Annotated in this window: 20 protein-coding genes; 12 read left to right on the top strand and 8 right to left on the bottom strand. The window is 58.6% G+C overall.

Features of this window, described 5'->3' with window-relative positions; all coding sequences use genetic code 11:
- The first annotated feature begins 162 nt into the window (after positions 1 to 162).
- Positions 163 to 1128: a type II secretion system protein gene (locus tag Q0I19_RS02770; RefSeq protein ID WP_294758106.1), complete on the top strand. Its 966-nt coding sequence runs from the start codon at positions 163 to 165 to the stop codon at positions 1126 to 1128.
- 73 nt (positions 1129 to 1201) lie between these two features.
- Here the strand turns inward: Q0I19_RS02770 and Q0I19_RS02775 are convergent, their stop codons facing one another.
- Both Q0I19_RS02775 and Q0I19_RS02780 read right to left on the bottom strand, forming a co-directional pair.
- On the bottom strand, positions 1202 to 2131 hold the full coding sequence (locus tag Q0I19_RS02775) for a sugar phosphate nucleotidyltransferase (RefSeq protein WP_294758104.1): 930 nt from the start codon (positions 2129 to 2131) through the stop codon (positions 1202 to 1204).
- A gap of 58 nt (positions 2132 to 2189) precedes the next feature.
- Positions 2190 to 3152, bottom strand: a complete 963-nt coding sequence (locus tag Q0I19_RS02780) for an RING finger protein (protein ID WP_294758102.1) — start codon at positions 3150 to 3152, stop codon at positions 2190 to 2192.
- 192 nt (positions 3153 to 3344) lie between these two features.
- Between Q0I19_RS02780 and prfB the strand changes: the two genes are divergently transcribed.
- From prfB to Q0I19_RS02795, 3 genes are all read left to right on the top strand, one after another.
- Positions 3345 to 4466 (top strand): peptide chain release factor 2, encoded by a 1122-nt coding sequence (prfB, locus tag Q0I19_RS02785; protein ID WP_294758099.1) that lies wholly within the window; start codon positions 3345 to 3347, stop codon positions 4464 to 4466.
- A gap of 3 nt (positions 4467 to 4469) precedes the next feature.
- The gene (locus Q0I19_RS02790) at positions 4470 to 4943 is read left to right on the top strand and encodes a helix-turn-helix domain-containing protein (RefSeq protein WP_294758097.1); all 474 of its coding nucleotides are present in this window, start codon (positions 4470 to 4472) and stop codon (positions 4941 to 4943) included.
- A 102-nt stretch (positions 4944 to 5045) separates the two neighbouring features.
- Positions 5046 to 7400 carry an HAD-IC family P-type ATPase gene (locus Q0I19_RS02795; protein WP_294758094.1) on the top strand — a complete coding sequence of 785 codons (2355 nt, stop codon included), beginning with the start codon at positions 5046 to 5048 and terminating at the stop codon, positions 7398 to 7400.
- A 69-nt stretch (positions 7401 to 7469) separates the two neighbouring features.
- Here Q0I19_RS02795 and Q0I19_RS02800 read toward each other — a convergent pair whose 3' ends face one another.
- The 6 genes from Q0I19_RS02800 to Q0I19_RS02825 form a co-directional block, all read right to left on the bottom strand.
- The gene (locus tag Q0I19_RS02800) at positions 7470 to 8963 is read right to left on the bottom strand and encodes a DUF1846 domain-containing protein (protein WP_294758092.1); all 1494 of its coding nucleotides are present in this window, start codon (positions 8961 to 8963) and stop codon (positions 7470 to 7472) included.
- 142 nt (positions 8964 to 9105) lie between these two features.
- Positions 9106 to 11475, bottom strand: a complete 2370-nt coding sequence (feoB, locus tag Q0I19_RS02805; protein WP_294758090.1) for a ferrous iron transport protein B — start codon at positions 11473 to 11475, stop codon at positions 9106 to 9108.
- A gap of 156 nt (positions 11476 to 11631) precedes the next feature.
- A complete protein-coding gene (locus Q0I19_RS02810) occupies positions 11632 to 12354 on the bottom strand; it encodes a DnaJ domain-containing protein (protein ID WP_294758088.1) in 723 nt (240 codons plus the stop codon).
- Positions 12351 to 13202 (bottom strand): DUF5685 family protein, encoded by an 852-nt coding sequence (locus Q0I19_RS02815; RefSeq protein WP_294758085.1) that lies wholly within the window; start codon positions 13200 to 13202, stop codon positions 12351 to 12353. The genes Q0I19_RS02810 and Q0I19_RS02815 overlap by 4 nt, the downstream gene beginning before the upstream one ends.
- Positions 13203 to 13208: 6 nt before the next feature.
- Positions 13209 to 13601: a hypothetical protein gene (locus Q0I19_RS02820; protein WP_294758083.1), complete on the bottom strand. Its 393-nt coding sequence runs from the start codon at positions 13599 to 13601 to the stop codon at positions 13209 to 13211.
- 111 nt (positions 13602 to 13712) lie between these two features.
- Complete coding sequence (locus Q0I19_RS02825) at positions 13713 to 14606, bottom strand: pyridoxal-phosphate dependent enzyme (RefSeq protein WP_294758082.1); 894 nt, start codon at positions 14604 to 14606, stop codon at positions 13713 to 13715.
- A 236-nt stretch (positions 14607 to 14842) separates the two neighbouring features.
- On the opposite strand from Q0I19_RS02825, the gene Q0I19_RS02830 reads away from it, so the two are divergent.
- The 8 genes from Q0I19_RS02830 (at position 14843) to uvrC (ending at position 21614) form a co-directional block, all read left to right on the top strand.
- Positions 14843 to 15241 (top strand): sigma factor-like helix-turn-helix DNA-binding protein, encoded by a 399-nt coding sequence (locus Q0I19_RS02830; RefSeq protein WP_294758080.1) that lies wholly within the window; start codon positions 14843 to 14845, stop codon positions 15239 to 15241.
- Positions 15231 to 16577: a signal recognition particle protein gene (ffh, locus tag Q0I19_RS02835; RefSeq protein WP_294758078.1), complete on the top strand. Its 1347-nt coding sequence runs from the start codon at positions 15231 to 15233 to the stop codon at positions 16575 to 16577. Before Q0I19_RS02830 ends, ffh begins: the two co-directional genes overlap by 11 nt.
- 105 nt (positions 16578 to 16682) lie before the next feature.
- The gene (rpsP, locus tag Q0I19_RS02840) at positions 16683 to 16925 is read left to right on the top strand and encodes a 30S ribosomal protein S16 (RefSeq protein ID WP_294758369.1); all 243 of its coding nucleotides are present in this window, start codon (positions 16683 to 16685) and stop codon (positions 16923 to 16925) included.
- Positions 16926 to 16955: 30 nt separating this feature from the next.
- Positions 16956 to 17189 (top strand): KH domain-containing protein, encoded by a 234-nt coding sequence (locus tag Q0I19_RS02845; protein ID WP_294758077.1) that lies wholly within the window; start codon positions 16956 to 16958, stop codon positions 17187 to 17189.
- 235 nt (positions 17190 to 17424) lie between these two features.
- Positions 17425 to 17955, top strand: coding sequence for a ribosome maturation factor RimM (gene rimM, locus Q0I19_RS02850; protein ID WP_294758075.1), 531 nt, complete (start codon positions 17425 to 17427; stop codon positions 17953 to 17955).
- Between the two features lie 4 nt (positions 17956 to 17959).
- Positions 17960 to 19222, top strand: a complete 1263-nt coding sequence (gene trmD / locus Q0I19_RS02855) for a tRNA (guanosine(37)-N1)-methyltransferase TrmD (protein WP_294758073.1) — start codon at positions 17960 to 17962, stop codon at positions 19220 to 19222.
- A 212-nt stretch (positions 19223 to 19434) separates the two neighbouring features.
- On the top strand, positions 19435 to 19698 hold the full coding sequence (locus tag Q0I19_RS02860; RefSeq protein ID WP_007046747.1) for an HPr family phosphocarrier protein: 264 nt from the start codon (positions 19435 to 19437) through the stop codon (positions 19696 to 19698).
- A 65-nt stretch (positions 19699 to 19763) separates the two neighbouring features.
- Entirely contained in the window at positions 19764 to 21614 is a 1851-nt protein-coding gene (uvrC, locus tag Q0I19_RS02865) for an excinuclease ABC subunit UvrC (RefSeq protein WP_294758071.1), read from the top strand.
- Positions 21615 to 21618 lie beyond the last annotated feature (4 nt).

The following is a 21618-nucleotide window of genomic DNA, read 5'->3' on the forward strand; positions in this document are numbered from 1 at the left end:
GTAAAAAGTTTGTAAAATCATGGTAAAAAATCGATTTTACCGTAAAATAATGATTGTACATCGAATAAATCCATGTTATAATACAGCGTATGTGCTTTTGGGAAGTCCGGCAAAAACAGGATGCCTTGCAGGACGACCCACTGATAGGGGGTGAGGGAAATCATGCACAAGCTGCAAAAAATATGCAGGAAGATACAGGGAAAACAGAATACACAGGGCTTTACGCTGGTGGAATTGATCGTTGTGCTGACCATCCTCACCATTTTGGCCGTTATGCTGATCCCCACCTTGCAGGGGTATCTGGAAAAAACTCTGGAGACCGCCGACGTTGTCGAGGTGCGCCAAGCCTACATGGACGTGCTGACTGCGTCGCTTACGGGCGACAGCGAGAATATGACCAAAACCGTGCAGCTCCGCCAAAAGGAGGACGACTGGCAGTCGATGGACCCTGTCACGATTGCGGGCATCACGCATTACAAGGCCGATGGTGATACGGAAACCTGGACAGGCATCCCGACGGCGGGCGGTCAGTGTGAGGTTTCTTATAAAGAGGGCGTCGGCATTGTGTTTACCTGGTCGGGCAAAAGCCATAAGCCCTCGCTGGCTCCAAGACCGCCGACACCGACAATAGATTTTGATGAGGATATACACGGCATCTTGCAGAAAACCGACCTTTTGAATAAGCATAAAACAAGCAACTTTGAGATAGACTCGAAATGTCGCAACTCCACGATGCTGCCGGTAGTACAAAAAGAATTGAGCGAAAACAGCCTGCTCAAGTACGGCACATGGGCCTACCTGGCAGATACCAACAAACTGTCAGAAAACCATGCCTACCTGTTTTGGACGTCCGTGGACACAGACGCGGTGGGGGCGGGAAAAAAGATCCCCGTCATTGTCAGCCGAGCGGGCGGCGGGTATTATATTGCGGAGTCGGTCACGGCAGAAAGAACCGTTCTAAACCACCCCGAACAATCCTACGTTGCCATTGCGAATCACATATGGAATTACGGTGGCTTTAGCACATATACCAAAGGCACAAGGTATGCCACCATGGAGGAAGCCTACGCCGCTTACAAGCAAAAGCTGGCTGACTATCCGGAGTACAAGGATACGCTGCCGAAATAACGGTGTTTTATAAACAAGCAAAAGCCGCCCGCGGCGCACAACCTGTGCGCCGCGGGCGGCTTGCTTATAGGGTTTACTTTTTCAAATCGCTGAACAAATCCTTTTGGTATACGCCGTCCTCGATCAGTTTGGCAAAGCTGTCGATGACGATCTGCTTGTCCTCCGCATAGGTCACGCCGAACCATTTGTCGTGGGTGGGCAGCACCTTGACACTGACCTTGCCGTCATGCAGCAATTCGTCGATATAGATGGGCAGCAGGTATTCGGCTTTCAGGGGGTTCGCGGGGGCGGCCTTCTCAAAGAATTCCACAAAGCCCGCGTCCAGCAGGTCGATGAACTCAGGGGTCAATGCCCACATATTCATCGAGACCAGGCTGTCAATGTCAATGCTCTTGCCGCCGGCGGCCGCACCCTCGGCGGTTTTTTCAATGCCGGAGGTTTCCAGCACACCGGTCAGATAGTGGGCGTCGTTCATCTGGCAGATGCCGCGGGTCACGGCGCCGTTGTCGCTCAGGGTGTTTTTCAGCACAAAACCGGCCATGGCCAGATCGCCGGACTTTTCGGGGGTGTAGCCCTGCAAAAAGTCGTGCAGCTGTACAAAAGCCTCCTTGCCGTAGTAGTCGTCGGCGTTGATAACGGCGAACGGCTCTTTCACAAGCCCCTTGCAGGCCAGCACGGCCTGCCCGGTGCCCCACGGCTTAGTGCGGCCTTCGGGTACGGCAAACCCGGCAGGGATAGCGTCCATGGCCTGGAACGCATAGCCAATCTCAACGCCCAGCTCGGCGCAGGTTTTTTCGATGCGGTCACCGATAGCCTCCTTGAAGGCCTGCTCGATGTCGCGGCGGATGATAAAGACGATCTTGTCAAAGCCCGCCTCAATAGCGTCGTGGATCGAAAAATCCATGATGATCTCACCGTTGGGGCCGACGGCCGCCAACTGCTTGATGCCGCCGCCGAAGCGCGACCCAATGCCGGCTGCCATAATGACCAAAGTTGTTTTCATGGGATTCCTCCTAGTTTCCGTTTCTTCCTTCATTATAAAAACGCCGCAAAATCGGCGCTTATAAACTTACACCGTATGTGGCAAACACATAGCGCACAAAGGCGGGGCCTGCCAGATACATGAAGCCCACCGTCAAAAGGGCAGAGACGCCAAAGTACAAAACGACCAGCAGAATACTGGTGCCGCCCTGCTGCGCAAGCTCACGGCTGCGGGTCGGCTCATCGGGGCAGCGGGCGCAGATAGCCTCAATGTTGCGCTTGGCGGTTTTCTGGTACCATGCCACGGCGCTCAGCCCCATAAATACCTTGTAGGCGCACCACAGGATATCGCAGACAAGAACCGCGGTTTCCAGCCAGGCTGCCCCCGCCAGGACCCCGCCCAGCACAGCGGGGTTGTACTGCTGCAAAACCAGCAGCGCCAGCGGCGTGTACAAAAGCAGCTGCACAAGCGCCATCAAAATGCCCTGCTTCCACATTTTGCGGTAGAAAAAGTAGATGGGCCCCAGCAAAAAGGCCGAAAAACACAGGGTGATTTTTTTGCCGGTTTTTTCCATGCGGAAAAACTGCATCAGGTAATACAGCGCCGAGTGCCCGGTGTAGGTGGCCCAGTCCTGCGCCTGGATGCCGTCGATGCAGTCGGTGGGTTTCAGCTCCACGCGGGTGATGTCGGGTGTGTCCATGGTGCCGCGGGCGTAAATGGGGGCATTCTGCGGCGGCTCGCTGCGCGGTGCGGCGTTCAGCGGCACACCGCAGTGGCTGCACTTTACGGCACCCGGCTCGTTGTGGTTGCCGCAGTTGGGGCATACCGCCAGGTGGCGGGCGGCAGCGGCCTCGTCAGCGGGCTCGGCATCGGGCTTCCACTCAAAGCCGGCGGCATGTTCTGCCTCGTGCACACAGGCACCGACCTTTTTCCAACATTCGCGGTGGTAGGGGGTGCCGCATTCGGGGCAGACAACAATATCGTCAGCGTCGGTAAAAGCCTGCTCGCAGACGGGACAGTGATTCTTGGTATATCTTGCCATTCTTTAAGCTCCTTTTTGATACATATCCCCATTATAGCGCATCAAACGGACAAATGCAAAGAATTTTGGTAAAGTTCAGGAATTATTCAGAGAAAAAGTACATCTTTTGCTAAAATCGCAAATCCTCTTTACAACGGCGGCGCTTTGTTTTATACTAATAGTGTGAATTTGTGCCGATTAAGGGGTATTATTATGATAACCATTGACGAACTGAAACAGAAATTGGGCGGCATGCAGACCTCCGTGGACGATCTGCGCGAAGCCCTTTCCATCGAAGCCAGCGAAAAGCGCCTGGCCGAGCTGGAGCACCAGATGACCATGCCCGGCTTTTACGATGACCAGGCCCGCAGCCAGAAGATCATCAGCGAGATGGGCGAGGTCAAGAACAAGCTGGAGCTTTTCGGTAAGCTGTCCACCCAGTATGAGGAAGCCGAGACCCTGCTGCTGATGATCGAGGAGGAGAACGATCCTTCCCTGACCACCGAGGGCGAGGAGGCTGTCAACGCCGTGGAAAAATCCATCGACGAGCTGCAGTTGATGACGATGCTCAACGGCGAGTACGACCACAGCAACGCCATTCTGACCTTCCACGCCGGTACCGGCGGCACCGAGGCGCAGGACTGGGCCGAGATGCTGTTCCGCATGTACACCCGCTGGGCCGAGGCCCACGGTTACAGCGTGGAGGTGCTGGACGTGCTGGACGGCGACGAAGCCGGCATCAAGTCCGCCTCCATGATGATCAAGGGCGCCAACGCCTACGGTATGCTCAAGAGCGAGCACGGCGTACACCGTCTGGTGCGCATCAGCCCGTTTGACGCCAACGCCCGCCGTCAGACCAGCTTCTCCAGCCTGGAGGTCATGCCCGAACTGGACAACAACATCAATATTGAGATCAACCCCGCCGACATCGAGATGCAGGTGTTCCGTTCCTCCGGCGCGGGCGGCCAGCACATCAACAAGACCTCCTCTGCCGTGCGCCTGATCCACAAGCCCACCGGCATTGTGACCAGCTGCCAGACCCAGCGCAGCCAGCTGCAGAACCGCGAGTACGCCATGGAAATGATGAAGGCCAAACTGTACCAGATCGCCCTGCAGCAGCACAAGGATAAAATCGACGATATCAAGGGCGTGCAGAACGAGATCGCCTGGGGTCACCAGATCCGCAGCTATGTCTTTATGCCCTACACCCTGGTCAAGGATCACCGCACCAACTACGAAAGCGGCAACGTGCAGGCAGTTATGGACGGCGATTTGGACGGCTTTATCTACGCCTACCTGAAAGCCAGCTCCCGCGGTGAGCTGCAGGACGTGTAAGTGATGGATACCCGTTTTTTCCGCCTGACGACCTCGGTTGGGCGGCTGCAAAAGCTCATCCAGAAAATCAAGACCGAGGGCATGGGCCATATGGATTTGAAGGGCAGCCACACCGTGGTGCTCTGCCTGCTGGCAGCCTGCCCCGAGGGGCTGCATTTTGCCGAACTGACCGAGCGCTGCGAGCTGGACCCGGCGCTGATCTCCCGTGTATTGGCAAGCCTGACCCGCGCGGGCTACGTCAATAAGGACGGCGCCCCCGGCAAGTACAATGCGCTGTACACGCTGACACCGGAGGGGCTGCAGTGCGCAGACCGTGTGAATACGGTCATTGCGGCGTTTCGCCAAAAGGCCGATGAGGACATTTCCCCTGAAGAACTGGAAACCTTTTACAGCGTATTGGATCGCATGACCGCAAACCTGGAAGGTGCCTTGCAGGAGAAAACCACCCTGTTTGCCCCCTTGCAAAAAGAAAACTGAAACAAAAGCTCCCAAATGCCCCAAAACGGCGTTTGGGAGCTTTATTTGTTCATAACCTGCGGGTATACTAATACCATTACCCGAAAGGAGCAGCCCTTTTTTATGGAATCACAACAGGGTCTTACCGCGCAGGAGGTCGAACGCCGCCGTCAGGCAGGACAAATCAATCATGCCCCGCAGTCGGCCACCAAGACGGTGGGGCAGATCGTGCGGGATAATATCTGCACCTACTTCAACCTTGTTTTTATGGTGCTGGCGGTCATGCTTGCGCTGGTCGGTTCCTGGCTGAATATGGGGTTTCTGGGCATTGTGTTCTGCAACACCATCATCGGCATTTTTCAGCAGCTGCGCGCCAAAAAGACCATTGACGAGTTGACGCTGGTTTCCGCCCGGCGGGTGCGCTGCCTGCGCGGCGGCATCTGGGGGGAGGAACTCTCGGAAGAACTGGTCAAGGACGATGTGGTGGAGTTCGGCGCGGGGGATCAGATCGTGGCAGACGCGGTGGTGCTTTCGGGCAGCGCGCAGGCGAATGAATCGCTGCTGACAGGCGAAGCCAACCCCATTACCAAGACGGCAGGGGACGTGCTGCGCTCCGGCAGTTATCTGATGGCGGGGCGCTGTGTGGCGCGCCTGACCCGCGTGGGTGCTGACAGTTACGCCAACCGTCTGACGGCGGCGGCGCAGGCGGACGGACACAAGGTCGCCAAGGGCGAGATGATGCGTTCGCTGGACAAGCTGATCCGCGCCATCGGCATTGTGCTGATCCCCGTGGGTGCGGCGCTTTTGTACAAGCAGCACTGGGTGCTGGCGCTCACTATGTGCAGCAGCGTCGAAAGCACGGTGGCGGCGCTGATCGGTATGATCCCCGAGGGGCTGTACCTGCTGACCAGCGTCGCGCTGGCCGTGGGGATGATGCGCCTGGCCGGCCGGCGGGTGCTGACGCAGGATATGAACTGCATCGAAACGCTGGCGCGGGTGGACGTGCTGTGCGTGGATAAAACCGGAACCATCACCGAGCCGACGATGCAGGCGGGCGAGCCGATCCCGCTGGCAGACTGCCCCGATTTAAGCGACGTGCTGTGCAGCTGCTACGCGGGGGATATCCCCGACAACGACACCGGCAGGGCGCTGCAAAAAGCGTATGGGCAGGGCAAGCCCCGCTGGACGGTGGGGCAGACGATCCCCTTTAACACGGCCTACAAATACAGTGCCAAAACTCTGCAGGGCTGGGGCATGTGTGTGGTGGGTGCACCCGACGTGCTGGCAGGGCCGCGCAGCGCCGAGTTTGCCCCGCAGCTGACCGCCCTGCTGGATACCGGCTGCCGCGTGCTGCTGCTGGCGCGGTATGACGGCACACTGGCGCCGGGCGACAAGCCCGATGCCGCGCGGCTGCAATTTCTGGCGCTGCTGCCGCTGCAAAACCCCATCCGCGCCAACGCCCCCAAGACCTTTGCCTACTTTGCCAAGCAGGGTGTGCAGGTCAAGGTGATTTCGGGCGACGACCCGCGCGCAGTCAGCCGTGTGGCGGCGCAGGCGGGCATTGCCGGGGCGGAAAACTGGGTGGATGCCGCGCAGCTGCAAAATGACTGTGAGTTGGCAAAAGCGGCCGAACAGATGACGGTATTTGGCCGTGTGACCCCTGAGCAGAAGCGCAAGCTGGTACACGCCCTGCAAGCGCAGCACCACACGGTTGCCATGACGGGTGACGGCGTCAATGACGTATTGGCGCTAAAAGATGCCGATTGCGGCATTGCCATGGCCAGCGGCGCACAGGCAGCCACGCAGGTGGCGCAGCTGGTTTTGCTGGATTCGGATTTCGGCGCTTTGCCCGCCGTTGTGGGCGAGGGTCGCCGTGTCATCAACAATATCCAGCGCTCGGCCTCGCTGTTTCTGGTCAAAAACATCTTCTCGCTGCTGCTCAGCGTGGTGGCGCTCTGCCTGCCGCTGGCGTATCCCTTCAAGCCGCTGCAGCTTTCGCTGGTGTCGTCGGTAACCATCGGTATACCGTCCTTTATTTTGGCGCTGGAGCCGAACCGAGAGCTGGTGCGCGGGCGCTTTTTGCGCAATGTGCTGCGCGCGGCCATGCCCGGCGGGCTTACGGATTTTCTGCTGGTGTTCTGCGCGATGGGCTTCGGCTTTGCATTTGATCTGCCCGCCGACACGGTGGGAACCATCTGCACGCTGGTTGTGCTGACGGTGGGCATCAGTGTGCTGTGGGGCGTCTGCCGACCCTTTACGCCGTGGCATTGGGTGCTGTGGGGCAGCTGCGCGGTGCTGGGCTACGGCGGCGCGGTGCTGCTGGCACCGTGGCTGAACCTTGTCCGGCTGGACCTCGGCGGCAGTCTGGTGCTGCTGGTGCTGCTTGCCTTGGTGCCGCCCACGCTGTACGCCATGACCCTGGCGGGGGACAGGCTGCGCAGCACCGCCGTGGAGCTTGTGCAAAAAATACGGCAGTGATCAAAACAAAAGCACCGCACAGCGAGAAATTCGCTGTGCGGTGCTTTCCTTTATGCCCAAAACGGACGTTTATTTTTTGTGGTACTTGCGATCCTCTTCTTCGTAGACGGGGTCGCAGGTCAGGTACATACCCAGCTTTTTCAGCGTGTCGGTATCCACGGCGGACAGTATGACCGTAGAGTGGATGTCGCAGCCTTTCAGCTTGGGGATCTGGTGCAATGCGGTGTTGGCGGCCTCGTCGTCGGCGGCGGAGCCGGACAGCGCAATCAAAATTTCGTCGGTGTGCAGACGGGGGTTCTTGCTGCCTAAGTAGTTGGTTTTCAGTGTCTGGATCGGCTCAATGGTGCGCTGGCTGACCAGATCCAGTTCCTGGTCAATGGCAGCCAGCTTTTTCAGCGCGTTCAGCAGCGCGGAGGACGCAGCGCCCAGCAGGGGGCCGGTCTTGCCGGTCACAACGGTGCCGTCGGGCAGCTCAATGGCCACGGCAGGGGCACCGCCGGTGGCAGCACTGCAGGCGTGGGCCTGTACTTCAACGGCGCGTTCGCCCACAGCCAAACCGGCCTGGCTCATCAGCATTTCCAGCTTGTAAAGCTCCTGCTGGGTGGCGTTGTCGTTGATCTTGCGGTCGCACAGGCACTTGAAATACCGGCGCAGAATCTCCTTTTTGCTGGCCTCGCAACACACGGCATCGTCGGTAATGCAGTTGCCCGCCATATTCACGCCCATATCGGTGGGGGAACGGTAGGGGCTTTTGCCGGCGATCAGCTCAAACATCGCGTTGACAACGGGGAAAATCTCGATGTCGCGGTTGTAGTTGACGGCGGTCTTGCCGTAAGCCTCCAGATGGAACGGGTCGATCATATTGACGTCGTTCAGGTCGGCGGTGGCGGCCTCGTAGGCAAGGTTTACGGGGTGTTTCAACGGCAGGTTCCAGATGGGGAAGGTTTCAAACTTGGCGTAGCCCGCCTTGACGCCGCGCTTGTGCTCGTGGTACAGCTGGGACAGGCAGACTGCCATCTTGCCGCTGCCGGGGCCGGGCGCGGTGATGACCACCAGCGGGCGTTCGGTCTCGATGTATTCGTTTTTGCCGTAGCCGTCGTCGCTTACGATACGGGCAACATCGTTGGGGTAGCCGGCAATTTTATAGTGGCGGAAGCTGCGGATGCCCACGCTGTGCAGCTTGTTCTCAAACTTTTCGACTTCGGGGTGGGCGGTGTACATCGTGATGCAGACGCTGCCAACAAACAGCCCCATACCCTGGAATGCGTCGATCAGGCGCAGAACGTCCATATCATAGGTGATGCCATAGTCGCCGCGCATCTTGTTGTTTACGATGTCCTCGGCGCTGATGACCACCACGATCTCGGCCTGGCTTTTCAGCTGCAGCAGCATCTGCAGCTTGGAATCGGGCTGAAAGCCCGGCAGCACGCGGGAGGCGTGGTAGTCGTCAAACAGCTTGCCGCCAAATTCCAGATACAGCTTGTTGTCAAACTGCGTAATGCGTTCACGGATGCACGCCGACTGTGTTTTTAAGTAGGCGTCATTATCAAATCCCAGCTTCATAACCGCTCCTTTATATTCTTAAAACTCCAAATTTACCTAACTTACAGTATACCATATTGCGGGGCGGGTTACAATGCACAGCGGGCAAAAAATTTGCGCAAAAATGCCGAGGTCGCAGGACCTCGGCATAAAGCAGTCTGAATTATACAAATCCCAGCAAGGTGCCCACGGTGTGCACCAAAAATGCCATGACCCAGGCAATGCCGCATTGCAGCAGCACCACACCGGCGGCGGCGCGGGCGCTGCCCAGTTCCCGCTTGACGGCGGCCACGGCGGCCACGCAGGGGGTGTACAGCAGGGTGAACACCAGGAACACCACGGCGGTAAACGGGGTGAACAGCGAACTCAGCGCAACCTCGCCGCCCAACAGCACGGTCAGGGTGGAAACCACGCTCTCCTTGGCGGTAAAGCCGGTGATCAACGCGGTCGAGACCCGCCAGTCGCCAAAGCCCAGGGGTGCAAACAGCGGGGCGATCCAGCTGCCCAGCATTGCCAGCAGGCTGCTGTCGGGCGTGGCAGCAACGTTCAGGCGGGCGTCAAAGGTCTGCAAGAACCAAATCAGCACGGTGGCCACAAAGATGATGGTAAAGGCCTTTTGCAAAAAGTCGCGCGCCTTTTCCCAAATCAGCTGCCCCACGCTGCGCGCGGAGGGAAAGCGGTAGTTGGGCAGTTCCATAACAAAGGGCACGGGTTCGCCCTTGTACTTGGTGATTTTCAAAACCAGCGCATACAAAATGCCGCACAAAATGCCGAACAGGTACAGCCCGATCATGACGGGGGCGCGCAGTGCGGGGGCAAAAAAGGCGGCGGTGAACATGCCGTAGATGGGCAGCTTGGCCGAGCAGCTCATAAACGGGGTCAGCAGAATGGTCATCTTGCGGTCACGGTCGCTGGATAAGGTGCGGGTAGCCATAATGGCGGGCACCGAACAGCCGAAGCCGATCAGCATCGGCACAAAGCTGCGGCCCGAAAGCCCGATGCGGCGCAAAAGCTGATCCATCACAAACGCCACGCGCGCCATATAGCCGGTGTCCTCTAAAATCGAGAGGAAGAAGAACAGCGTCACAATGATGGGCAAAAAGCTCAATACGCTGCCCACACCCGCAAAAATACCGTCAATGACCAGACTGTGTACCACGGGGTTGATGCCATAGGCGGTCAGTGCCCTGTCTGTAAGTGCTGTCAGTGCGTCAATGCCAAGGGTCAAAAGATCAGAAAGCGCCGCGCCGATGACTCCAAAAGTCAGCCAGAACACCAGCGCCATAATGCCGATAAAGCAGGGCAGGGCGGTGTACTTACCTGTCAGCACACGGTCAATGGCCACGCTGCGCTTGTGCTCGCGGCTTTCGCCGGGGCGTACGACGGTCTTTTCGCACAGGCGCTCAATAAAGCTGAAACGCATATCGGCCAGCGCCGCCTCACGGTCCAGGCCGGTGTCGTTTTCCAGTTCGGCAATGGTGTGACCCAGCATCTCGGTCTCGTTGGCGTCCAGATCCAGTGCTTTTTCAATCAGGGGGTCGCCCTCCACCAGCTTGGTGGCGGCAAAGCGGGCGGGCAGCCCGGCGCGCTGGGCGTGATCCTCGATCAGATGGTTGACGGCATGGATGCAGCGGTGCACGGCGCCGTCGCGCCCGTCAGCGGCATCGCAGAAGTCGATGCGTCCGGGACATTCGCGGTGGCGGGCAACGTGCAGGGCGTGCTCGACCAATTCGTCAATGCCCTCGTTCTTGGCGGCGGAGATGGGCACCACGGGCACACCCAGCAAATCCTCCAGTTCGTTGACCATAACGGTGCCGCCGTTGGCGCGCACCTCGTCCATCATGTTCAGGGCCAGCACCATCGGGATGCCCAGTTCCATCAGCTGCATGGTCAGGTAGAGATTGCGCTCAATGTTGGTCGCATCTACGATGTTTATAATGCCATCGGGATGGGTGTTCAGCAAAAAGTCGCGGGTGACGATCTCCTCACTGGAATAGGGCGAAAGCGAGTAGATGCCCGGTAAGTCGGTTACAACAGCCTCGCTGTGGCCGCGAATCGTGCCGTCCTTGCGGTCAACTGTCACGCCCGGAAAGTTGCCGACGTGCTGGTTGGAGCCGGTCAGTTGGTTGAACAGCGTGGTTTTGCCGCAGTTCTGGTTGCCGGCCAGGGCAAATTTCAGCGGCTGACCCTTGGCGATCACGCCGCCGTTCTTGCGGTCGTGGTAGCTGGGCGCCTTGCGCAGCTCGCCCACACCGGGGTGGGGTACGGGCGCGTGGCGTCGCTCGTCACGGGCGGCGCGGTCGGTTTCGTGCACATTTTCTACTTCGATTTTGGCGGCGTCCGCCAGGCGCAGGGTAAGCTCATAGCCGCGCAGTTCCAGTTCAATGGGGTCGCCCATGGGGGCCACCTTGCGCAAAGTCACCTCAGTGCCGGGGGTAAGACCCATATCCAGCAGGTGATGGCGCAATTCGCCCTCACCGCCGATGGTTTGCAGGATCGCATCCTGACCGATTTTCAATTCATCCAGTGTCATACTAATTCCCTCTGATTTACCATGGATTTCCAGAAAAAGTATAGCACGCTCCATGCGGTATGGCAAGAGCCGAAGCGGCATATTTTTCCCGCAAAACTGCACAAAAACAGACCTGCCCGAGCAAAGGGCAGGTCAGCAAAGATTTGGAAAATCATATCAGCAGATAAAGAATCCGCCGCGGCCGCCGCAGCAGCACCAGCTCATAATGTTGCACAGCAAAAGGTACATCCAGAACGACAGGCAGAACCGCCCCGGTGCGCCGCTGGGCTGGGCGTAGGGCTGCTGGTAGCCGGTGTAATCGCGCCCCGGACGCTGCAACTGATCCAGCAGATTCTGGTAGGCGTAGTTGTTGGGCTGCATCGAAACGGCTGTGCGGGCTTCCTCCTGCGCACGGATGTTGTTGCCAAGGCCCTGATGCGCCAAGGCGGCATAGTAATGCCATTGCGCCGTGCGCTCGGCGGCGGAAATGCCGTTCAGGGTGTTCAGGGCTTCCTCGTAAAAGCCGCTGCGGAGATAATTCGCCGCTGCGCGCAGCTCGCCGCTTTCCTGCCCGGAGGTATAGGTCTGCTGGCCGGAACTGCTGTAAAAGCCAAAACCGAACGGCCCGTAGGCAAAGCCGCTGAACGGCTCCTGATAGTCATAGCTGCTCCGGCTGGAATAGCTGCCGTAGCTGCTTTGGCTGTAGCTTTGCCCGCCGCCCTGTTTGCGGCGCATAATTTCGCTGTAAGCGGCCTGTACTTCCTTAAAGTGTTCCTCGGCATCGGGGTCGTCGGGGTGCAGGTCGGGGTGATACTGCTTGCACTTTTGGCGGTAGGCTTTTTTCAGGGTCTCGTCGTCGGCACCTGGGGTGATGCCCAGTACGCTGTATGGATCGGTCATCGGGTACGTCCCTCTCTGCGTTTTCTCAGCGGTGCGTAAAGGCTCCACACACCGGCGTAGATGGTATTATACAAAAGCTGCCCCTCAGGGGTTTCCTTTAAGATGGGCAGGGTTTCAAACTGTCTGGCGCATTGCCCCATCTGCTGGGTCAGCAGGTCGTGGCAGCGCTGCTCATACTCGGCGGGGGGCAGGGTGTCTGCCAGCTGCTGCAGGGCGTTAAAGCGGCCGTGCCGGCGGTCCTTATCCAGGTCGTCGTAGGCGTCCATCAGGTAGATGAAGCCGCCCAGCCCCTGCCCCATGCCGCAAAGCACCTGCCGCCATTCGTCATCGCGGCAGGCAAAAATCTCACCCAGCAGTGTGCCGAAGGCATGGCACAGGGCGTCCAGGTCATGGCTGTTGGCGCCCTCTAAACGGTTCAGCGCGTCCAGCCCGCTGACCACGGCGCGGTACTGGCGGGGATGGCGGCGCTCGATATCGGGCAAAAACGGCTGCAGCTGCTCGGCCCGGCGGCGGCTGCCTTGGCGCTGGTCGTCCTGCCAGTCGTCCAGATAATTGTAGTAGGCCAAAAGCACCGTCATGTCTGCCGCATAGTCTATAAAGGTATTGTCGGCGCGCGGGCGGGGCTTAACGGGGTGCGGCGGGCAGCGTCCCGTGCTGAATTTCGTTTCGGGGTCATACAGGGCACTCAGCAGCAGGGCGGCAAAGGTCATGTCATAGCTTAACGCCAGCCGGGCAGCCGAGCCGTACCGCTTGCCCAGCGTGCGGCAAAGCCCGCAGTAATAGGCCTGGTAGCAGTCCAGTGCGGCCTTGTCCAGCCCTTTGCGATAGATGGTAACATAGCCGAACATAACACGTCAACTCTTTTTGGTAAAGTGTGTGTGGCACTTGGGGCAGGTGATGGCAATGCTGCCGCGCCCGCGCGGTACGCGCAGCTCCTGCCGGCAGCCGGGGCAGCGGAAATACTTGTACTGCTTTCGCTGCTTGAAGCGCATACGGTATTTGCCGAACCACGCCGTGACCTTGCTGCGGTAAAACAGGTACTTGCTGTTTTCGGCGCGGCGCCTACAGAAGTCGCGGCTTAAGGTGCGGTAATAACAGTACGCCAGCAGGGCAAACCCGCCCCAGTATAAAACGGCGGAGAACCATGTGCCGAACAAGATGCAAATCAGGCTGCATACCGACAAAAATGCGCTGAATTGGTCAAAGCCGTAGCGGCCCGCCATAAAGCGCCGGAACCAGTTTTTCATACCGTAGTCACCTTTCCGCAGCGTATCTTAGTATACGCTCTGATCTGTAAGTATGCCATATAAATGTTTGCAAATCGTGAACAAGAGACAAAAAGAATTTGAACTTTTGCCTTATTCGTACATTCTGCGCCCCGCAAAAACACAAAGCGGACGTTTGGCCTTGCCGGTGCTCATTAGCTGTTCGGCGGCGGCCAGCGTTGCCCCCGCGCTGGTGCAGGCGGGGATGCCGTCAAAAAACAGTACCTCGCGGGCGGCGCGCTCGGCCTCGGAGGTGGTCACAGTCAGCACGGTGTCCACAACGTAGGGGTTGTAGTTGTCGGGCACAAAGCCGGGGCCGATGCCGCCGATGCCATGCTGGCCGATGAACCCGCCGGAAATCGCGGCGCATTCGGCAGGTTCGACCGCCACAATGCGGATCATGCTGTTCCACGCCTTGATGTACTCGGCAACGCCGGTCACTGTGCCGCCGCTGCCCACGCCGATGACCACAGCATCGATGGCATCCCCGGCGGCTTTCAGGATCTGGGGGCCGGTGACGCGGCGGTGGTATTCGGGGTTGTCATCGTTGGAAAAATAGCGCGTATAATAGCCGTTGTAGCGCTGGGCGGTCTGCTGGGCGATGCGGTCCATCGCCTTGCGGCTGCCGCTGCTGCTGACAACGATGCGCGCACCCAGCTCCTGCAGGCGCTGGCGGCGGGCAATGGGCAGGCTGCTGGGCACGACCAGAATACACGGGTGGCCTGTGGTGGCACAGCTGACGGCCAGCGCCGAACCAAAGCTGCCGGAACTTGCCTCCACCACGGGCATACCGGGGGTCAGGGTGCCGCGCTCGGTCGCAAAGGCCAGCATGGTCTCGGCCAGGCCGTCCTTGCAGGTGCCGGTGGCCCCGCCGAAATCCAGATACGCAAGCACACTGGCCGCCAAAGCATGGTGGCCGGAGTAACCGTCCAACCGCACAACGGGGGAACGGTATACATCTTGATAGTAGCTTTTGAGTATCGGCACGGTAAGCAGCCCTTTCCTTTTATAATAGAAAAAACAAAGTAGCCCTATTATAGCATAATCCGCCGCGATTTGCACCCAACAGACAGACAAATCTTAAAATTTTGCCAAAACCCGCCGTAAACCGCAAAAAAGTTGCCGAAAACCCTTGACTTGTGCGCCGGATACTGGTATAATTCAAAAGCTGATGTAAAGAAAATAGCTTTACATCGCAAACGCAGTAAAGGGGGAACGGGTATATGGCGGGCAAACCGCAGAAAAACCTGACCTATTCCATACTGCTGGATTTTTACGGTTCGGTGCTTACCGAAAAGCAGCGGATCATCTTAACGGAATATTACGATGAGGATCTTTCCCTGGCCGAAATTGCCGAGAATATGGGCATCACCCGCCAGGGCGTTCGGGACGCCATCAAGCACGGCGAGGCCGCGCTGGACGAACTGGAAACAAAGCTCGGCAATGCACGCCGCCACACCGCGATGCAGCGCGATTTAGAGCGTCTGCTGCAGCTGACCATGGAAGTGCGCTGCTGCAACTCCGGGCTGTACACCTCATCCCCGCAAATCGACAAGGACACCGGCGAGATGCTTAGCATCATCCAACGCCTGAACACGCAGGAGGACGCAGATGGCATTTGAATCATTGACAGATCGCCTGAACGGCGTTTTCAAAAAGCTGCGCGGCAAGGGCAAGCTGAACGAGGCAGACATCAAGACTGCCATGCGCGAGGTCCGTATGGCGCTGCTGGAAGCCGACGTCAACTACAAGGTCGCCAAGGACTTCTGCGCGCAGGTTTCCGAGCGCGCGATGGGGCAGGAGGTCATGGAAAGCCTGACCCCCGCCCAGCAGGTCGTTAAAATCGTCAACGATGAGCTGACAAAGCTCATGGGCGGCGATGAGATCCACACCCTGCGCATCAAAAACAAGGGTCAGACCGTGCTGATGATGTGCGGCTTGCAGGGCAACGGTAAAACCACCCACGCCGCCAAGCTGGGCAAGTATTACCGCAGCCAGGGGCGCCGCCCGCTGCTGGTCGCCTGCGATATCTACCGCCCCGCTGCCATTGAGCAGTTGAAGGTCGTCGGTGAACAGGCCGGTGTGCCGGTGTTCACGCTGGGCACTGAAAAGCCCGAAATCATCGCCCAAAAGGCAATGGCCTACGCCAAGGATCACGGCAACGATATCGTTATTCTCGATACCGCCGGCCGTTTGCAGATCGACGACACCCTGATGGAGGAGCTTGTCCGCATCAAGCAGGCTGTCGAAGTGGACGAAACTCTGCTGGTCGTCGATGCCATGGCAGGTCAGGAAGCCGTCAACGTTGCCAACACCTTTAATGAAAAGGTTGGCATCACCGGCGTTGTCCTTACCAAGACCGACGGCGACACCCGCGGCGGCGCGGCACTTTCGGTGCTGGCTGTCACCGGCAAGCCCATCTATTTCCAGGGCACCGGCGAAAAGCTGGAGGACCTGGAGCCTTTCTACGCATCCCGCATGGCAAGCCGCATCCTGGGCATGGGCGATGTGCTTTCCCTGATCGAAAAAGCGCAGACCCTGCAAAACGACAAGGAAGCCGAAGCCGCCGCCAAGCGGATGATGGAAAACAAATTTGATATGAACGACCTTCTGGCTCAGTTCCAGCAGGTCAAAAAAATGGGCGGTGCATCGGCGCTGCTGGCCATGATGCCCGGCGGCAGCCAGATCGACCCCTCGCAGCTGGACGAAAAGGCCCTGCCCCGCATTGAGGCCATCATCTACTCGATGACCCCGGCCGAGCGCGCCAAGCCCGACATCATCAACCCCAAGCGCAAGCGCCGCATTGCCGCAGGCAGCGGCACCTCGGTGGAGGAAGTCAACAAGTTGCTGCGTCAGTACGAAATGATGCAAAAGATGATGAAAAAGGTCCGCCGCAACCCCAAGGCGTTTATGCGCGGACTTTCCGGTATGAAGGGCGGCTTTGGCCGCGGCTTCTGATGCCGCAAATAATTTGGTATGACCCGCAAGGCTATACGGCCCAAGGGTGTACAATATAAATTCTGTTGCCCCGCAAGGGCCGTAAACAATTTTTGGAGGAATAGTATTATGGTTAAGATTCGTCTGCGCCGCATGGGCGCCAAGAAGGCTCCTTTCTATCGTGTTGTTGTTGCTGACAGCCGCTTTGCCCGCGACGGCCGTTTCATCGAGGAGATCGGCTACTACGATCCCACCAAGAACCCCAGCGTTGTCAAGATCGACGAGGAGAAGGCTAAGCAGTGGCTGTCCAACGGCGCTCAGCCCACCGACACCGTTCGCGAGCTGCTGAAGAAGGCTTCCGTTCTGTAATTGCAGGTTTTCTTGTAGGAGGGAACGTCTATGCAGGAACTCTTATTAGCCGTTGCCCGCGGTCTTGTCGAGGACAAGGAGGCTGTGCAGGTGACTGTTGACCCTCTGCGTGAGGACGGCACTGTCGTCTATCACCTCAAAGTGGCAGAGGCCGATATGGGTCGTGTCATCGGCAAGCAGGGACGCATCGCCAAGGCTATCCGCGTTGTCATGCGTGCCGCTGCTGTTCGCCAGGGCGAAAAAGCAGTCGTCGAGATCGACTGATGATTTTAGCACTTTGCCGCAACGGTAAAGTGCTTTTTGGCAATACCGCATAATTCTAAGTGCCGATACGGCGAGCGAGGTGCGGCAGATGCTAAGCCAAAAGCGCAGATAATACTGGATGTCTTATCGAGCATTTTGGCAACGCAGATGCCGTGCCGCAGCCGCCGGAGCGGTGCTTAAGCCGTAAGGCGGGAATTGTGCGGTGTTGCCTTTTCTTTCCCCAGGAGGTACACTTATGCAAAACTATCTGCCCGCCTGCAAGATCGTGTCTACCCACGGTGTTCGCGGCGAAATGAAAGCCCTGCCCCTGTGCGACGGCGCTGCGTTTCTGGCTAAGTTCAAGCGGCTGTTCGTCACGGCACAGGGCGGGGGAGAGTGCAAGGTGCTGGGCGTGCGCGCGCAGGGCAACACCATTCTGCTGCGGCTGGAGGGTGTGACCGATATGGACGCCGCCCGCGCGCTGGTAGGCCGCACCTACTACTTTGCCAAGGCGGACGCCCGTCTGCCCAAGGGTCGCTTTTTCATCGACGACCTGCTGGGCTGTGAGGTGCTTGACGCCGAGACCGAGCAGGTCTACGGTACGCTGACGGCCATTGACCGCCCCGCCGCGCAGGATATCTACACCGTCACCGATGCCGAGGGCGGCACCCACATGCTGCCCGCCGTGCCGGAATTTGTCAAAAAACTGGACCCCGACAACCGCCGCATCCTTGTGACCCCCATCGAGGGTATGTTTACCGACGCCGTCAACGGAGATAAGGATTAAAGCTATGCGCATCGACATCGTGACTCTGTTTCCCGAACTGTGCGACACCTTTTTGTCGGCCAGCATTCTGGGCCGCGCCCGCGCCAAAAACCTGTTTGAGGCGCACTGCCATCAGATTCGGGACTATACCTTAAATAAACAAAAGCAGACCGATGACTACCCCTACGGCGGCGGCTGCGGCATGGTGCTGTATGCCCAGCCCATTGCCGATTGTCTGCGCGCCGTGCAGGCACAGTGCCGGGCGCAGGGCAGGGCTAAGCCGCACGTTGTGTTTTTGACCGCCGCCGGTGCGCCCTATGATGAGGCCAAGGCGCGTGAGCTGGCACAGTATGACGCTGTAACGCTGGTTTGCGGCCATTACGAGGGCATCGACCAGCGCGTGATCGATGCTTTCGGGGATGAGGAAATTTCCATCGGGGACTATGTGCTGACCGGCGGCGAGCTGGCAAGCCTTGTGGTGGCGGACAGCGTGCTGCGTCTGCAGCCCGGCGTGCTGGCGGAGGAAAAAGGCTATCAGGACGAAAGCTACTGGGACGGCCTTTTGGAATACCCCCAGTACACCCGCCCCGAAGTGTGGGAGGGGCGCGCCGTGCCGCCTGTGCTGCTGACAGGCGACCACCAAAAAATCGACGCGTGGCGCGGTGAACAAAGCCGCACCCGCACCCGCACCCGCCGCCCTGACCTGTATGACCAATGGTGTGCCACCCACCCGATGACCGAGCTGCCAAAGTGGAAGCGCGGCGAGAATATGCGCCTTGTCAAAACCGAGGAGCAGTGGCAGCGCGCCGCCGAACTGGCTGCCGAGGGACGCCGCGCCGTCGGTGCCCCCGTAGGCACGGCGGAGGCACTGGCAAGCCTTACCGCCGAAGCTATGCTGCCGCAGCTTTTACAGCAGCATAAGGACGGCTGGGCCTTCTACCTGCATTACACCAAAAATACGGCGGACGGCATGGTAGGCGTCTGCCACAAGACTGGCAGAATCGGCTGCTTGTTTGTCACAGAAGCTGCGCGCGGCAAGGGCATCGGCGCCAAGATGCTGGATTTTGCCCGCAAAAAGCTGCCGGAGCATACAAACCCCACACTGACCGTGCTGAACACCAACACCCGCGCCATCGCCCTGTACAAGCGTATGGGGTGGGTGCCTGCCGGCACCGAAGCGATATATGACCCCGCCAAGGACGTTTTTTGTGCGGTGTACTGTGAAGAATTGCGGATGTGCTACCGCCCGCCGGTCGATGGTTTTGTAAGTGCTGACCAACAATGTTGAAAACAAACTGGTAAAAATGCACAAAGACGACCGTCTGCTTTTGGTGGAATTACAGAATCCTGCCAAATTTGCAAATTTCCACTGTACAAAAACGACAAAATAGGATAAAATAGAAACAATCAAGGCGGCGTATTACACGCAATAGACCGCCTGACGAAACGCCCACGGGAAACGCAAGGGCATATTATTTTCAAAAGTAGGAGAGAATAACTATGTACGTCAAAGAAGTTACCGTTGAGAATCAGGTTGGTCTGCACGCCCGCCCGGCTACCTTCTTCATCCAGAAGGCGAACGAGTACAAATCTTCCATCTGGGTCGAGAAAGAGGAGCGCCGTGTCAATGCCAAGTCCCTGCTCGGTGTCCTGAGCCTGGGTATTGTTGGCGGCACCACCATCCGCATCATTGCCGATGGCGCCGATGAGCAGGCTGCCGTTGACGGCCTGGTCAAGCTGGTCAGCTCCGGCTTTGCCGAATAATTCTTTCTCAAAACATCTGCGGCGGGGCCTACCCGCCGCTTTTTTTGTAGGAAAAGGAACACAGTATGACAAAAGCCGAGCTTTACAAAAAAGCCTGTATGCTGCCACTTTTGCCGGGGGTCTATATCATACGCGACAAGCACGATACCATTATCTACATCGGCAAGGCAAAGCGGCTGAAAACCCGCGTGTCGCAGTATTTCCGCGAGGGGGTGCCCCACGACGCCAAGGTCACCCAGATGATCGCCCACGCCTTTGCGTTTGACGTCATCGTCTGCCAGTCGGAGTTTGAGGCGCTGGTACTGGAAGCCAGCCAAATCAAAGCCCACACCCCCAAGTACAACATTTTGCTCAAGGACGACAAAGGTTACAGCTATGTTAAGGTGACCAAGGGGCCGTGGCCGCGCATTTCGGCGGCGCTGCAAAAGGATGACGACGATGCCGACTATATCGGCCCCTTTACCTCCGCCTTTGCGGTGCGCGAGATGGTCGAGACCGCGCAGGACTGCTTTCTTTTGCCCCGATGCGGCAAGAATTTTCCGCAGGATTTCGGCAAGGGGCGCCCCTGCCTGAACGCCCACATCGGCAAGTGTATGGCCGTGTGCAGCGGCAAAATCTCCTGCGAGGCCTACAACGATGCCGTGCAGGGTGCGCTGCACATGATACGCTACGGCAAAAAGGATATTGTAAAGCAGCTGCGCGAAAAGATGCAGGCGGCCTCCGACCGGCTGGATTTTGAGACCGCCGCCCTGCTGCGGGATCAGATCCTGGCCATCGACCGCGTGGCAGCCGGGCAGAAGGTCGTCATGGACGCCGACACCGAGATGGACGTCATCGCACTGGCAGGCACCACCAAGGCGGTCTGTGCCGCCGTGCTGCGCTACCGCGACGGCCGCCTGACCGACAAGCGGGAATTTCTTTTTCCCGACACCACCGACATTGACGCCGTGCGCGAGGAATTTCTGCCCCAGTATTATCTGGACGGCGAGAGCGTACCCAAGATCATTGCCGTTGATGCGCTGCCCCCCGATGCCGAAGCGCTGAACGAGGCACTCAACCAGGCGCGCGGCACCAAGGTGGAGCTGTATGTGCCGCAGCGCGGCGACGTAGCCAAACTGGTGACGATGGCCTACACCAACGCCGTCGAGCGCTTGGGGCGCGAGAGCGGCCGCTACACCCGCGAGGAAAAGCTGCTGGAGGAGGCCGCCCAGCTATTGGGTCTGAAGGCCCCGCCCCGCATGATCGAAAGCTACGATATCTCCAACTGGGGCGACGGCTCCAGCGTCTGCGGCATGGTCGTTTTTAAGGACGGCAAGCCCTACCGCAGCGGTTACCGTCGCTTTAAGATGAAAAGTGTGGCCGGCACCGACGACTACGCCTCGCTGGCGGAAACGCTCTCCCGCCGTGCTGCCGAGTATGAGGCCGCCCGCCGCGGCGAAAAGCCGGACGGTGCGCAAAACCAGTTTGCCGCCCTGCCGGATTTGCTGCTCATCGACGGCGGCAGGGGGCAGGTGGGTGCCGTAAAGCAGGCACTCAAGGGTACGGCGCTGGAAAACGTGCCCACCTTCGGTATGGTCAAGGACGACCACCACCGCACCCGCGCCATCGTGGATGACGCCGGGGGCGAAATTGCCATAAACCGCAACCGCAATATCTTTACCTTTGTGACCAACATTCAGGACGAGACCCACCGCTACGCCAACGATTACCGCAAGCGCGCCATGAAAAAACGCTCCTACGCGGCAACGCTGACCGCCCTGCCCGGCGTGGGCGAAAAGACCAGCGCCGCCCTGCTGGCGCACTTCAAGACCGTGGCCGCCGTCAAGCAGGCAAGCATCTCCGACTTGGAGGAGGTCAAGGGCATCAGCCACGCCAAGGCGGAAAAGCTGTACAACGCGCTGCGCAATTCCCTGTAAATCG

This window comes from uncultured Gemmiger sp. (assembly GCF_934561205.1).
Classification (GTDB): domain Bacteria; phylum Bacillota; class Clostridia; order Oscillospirales; family Ruminococcaceae; genus Gemmiger.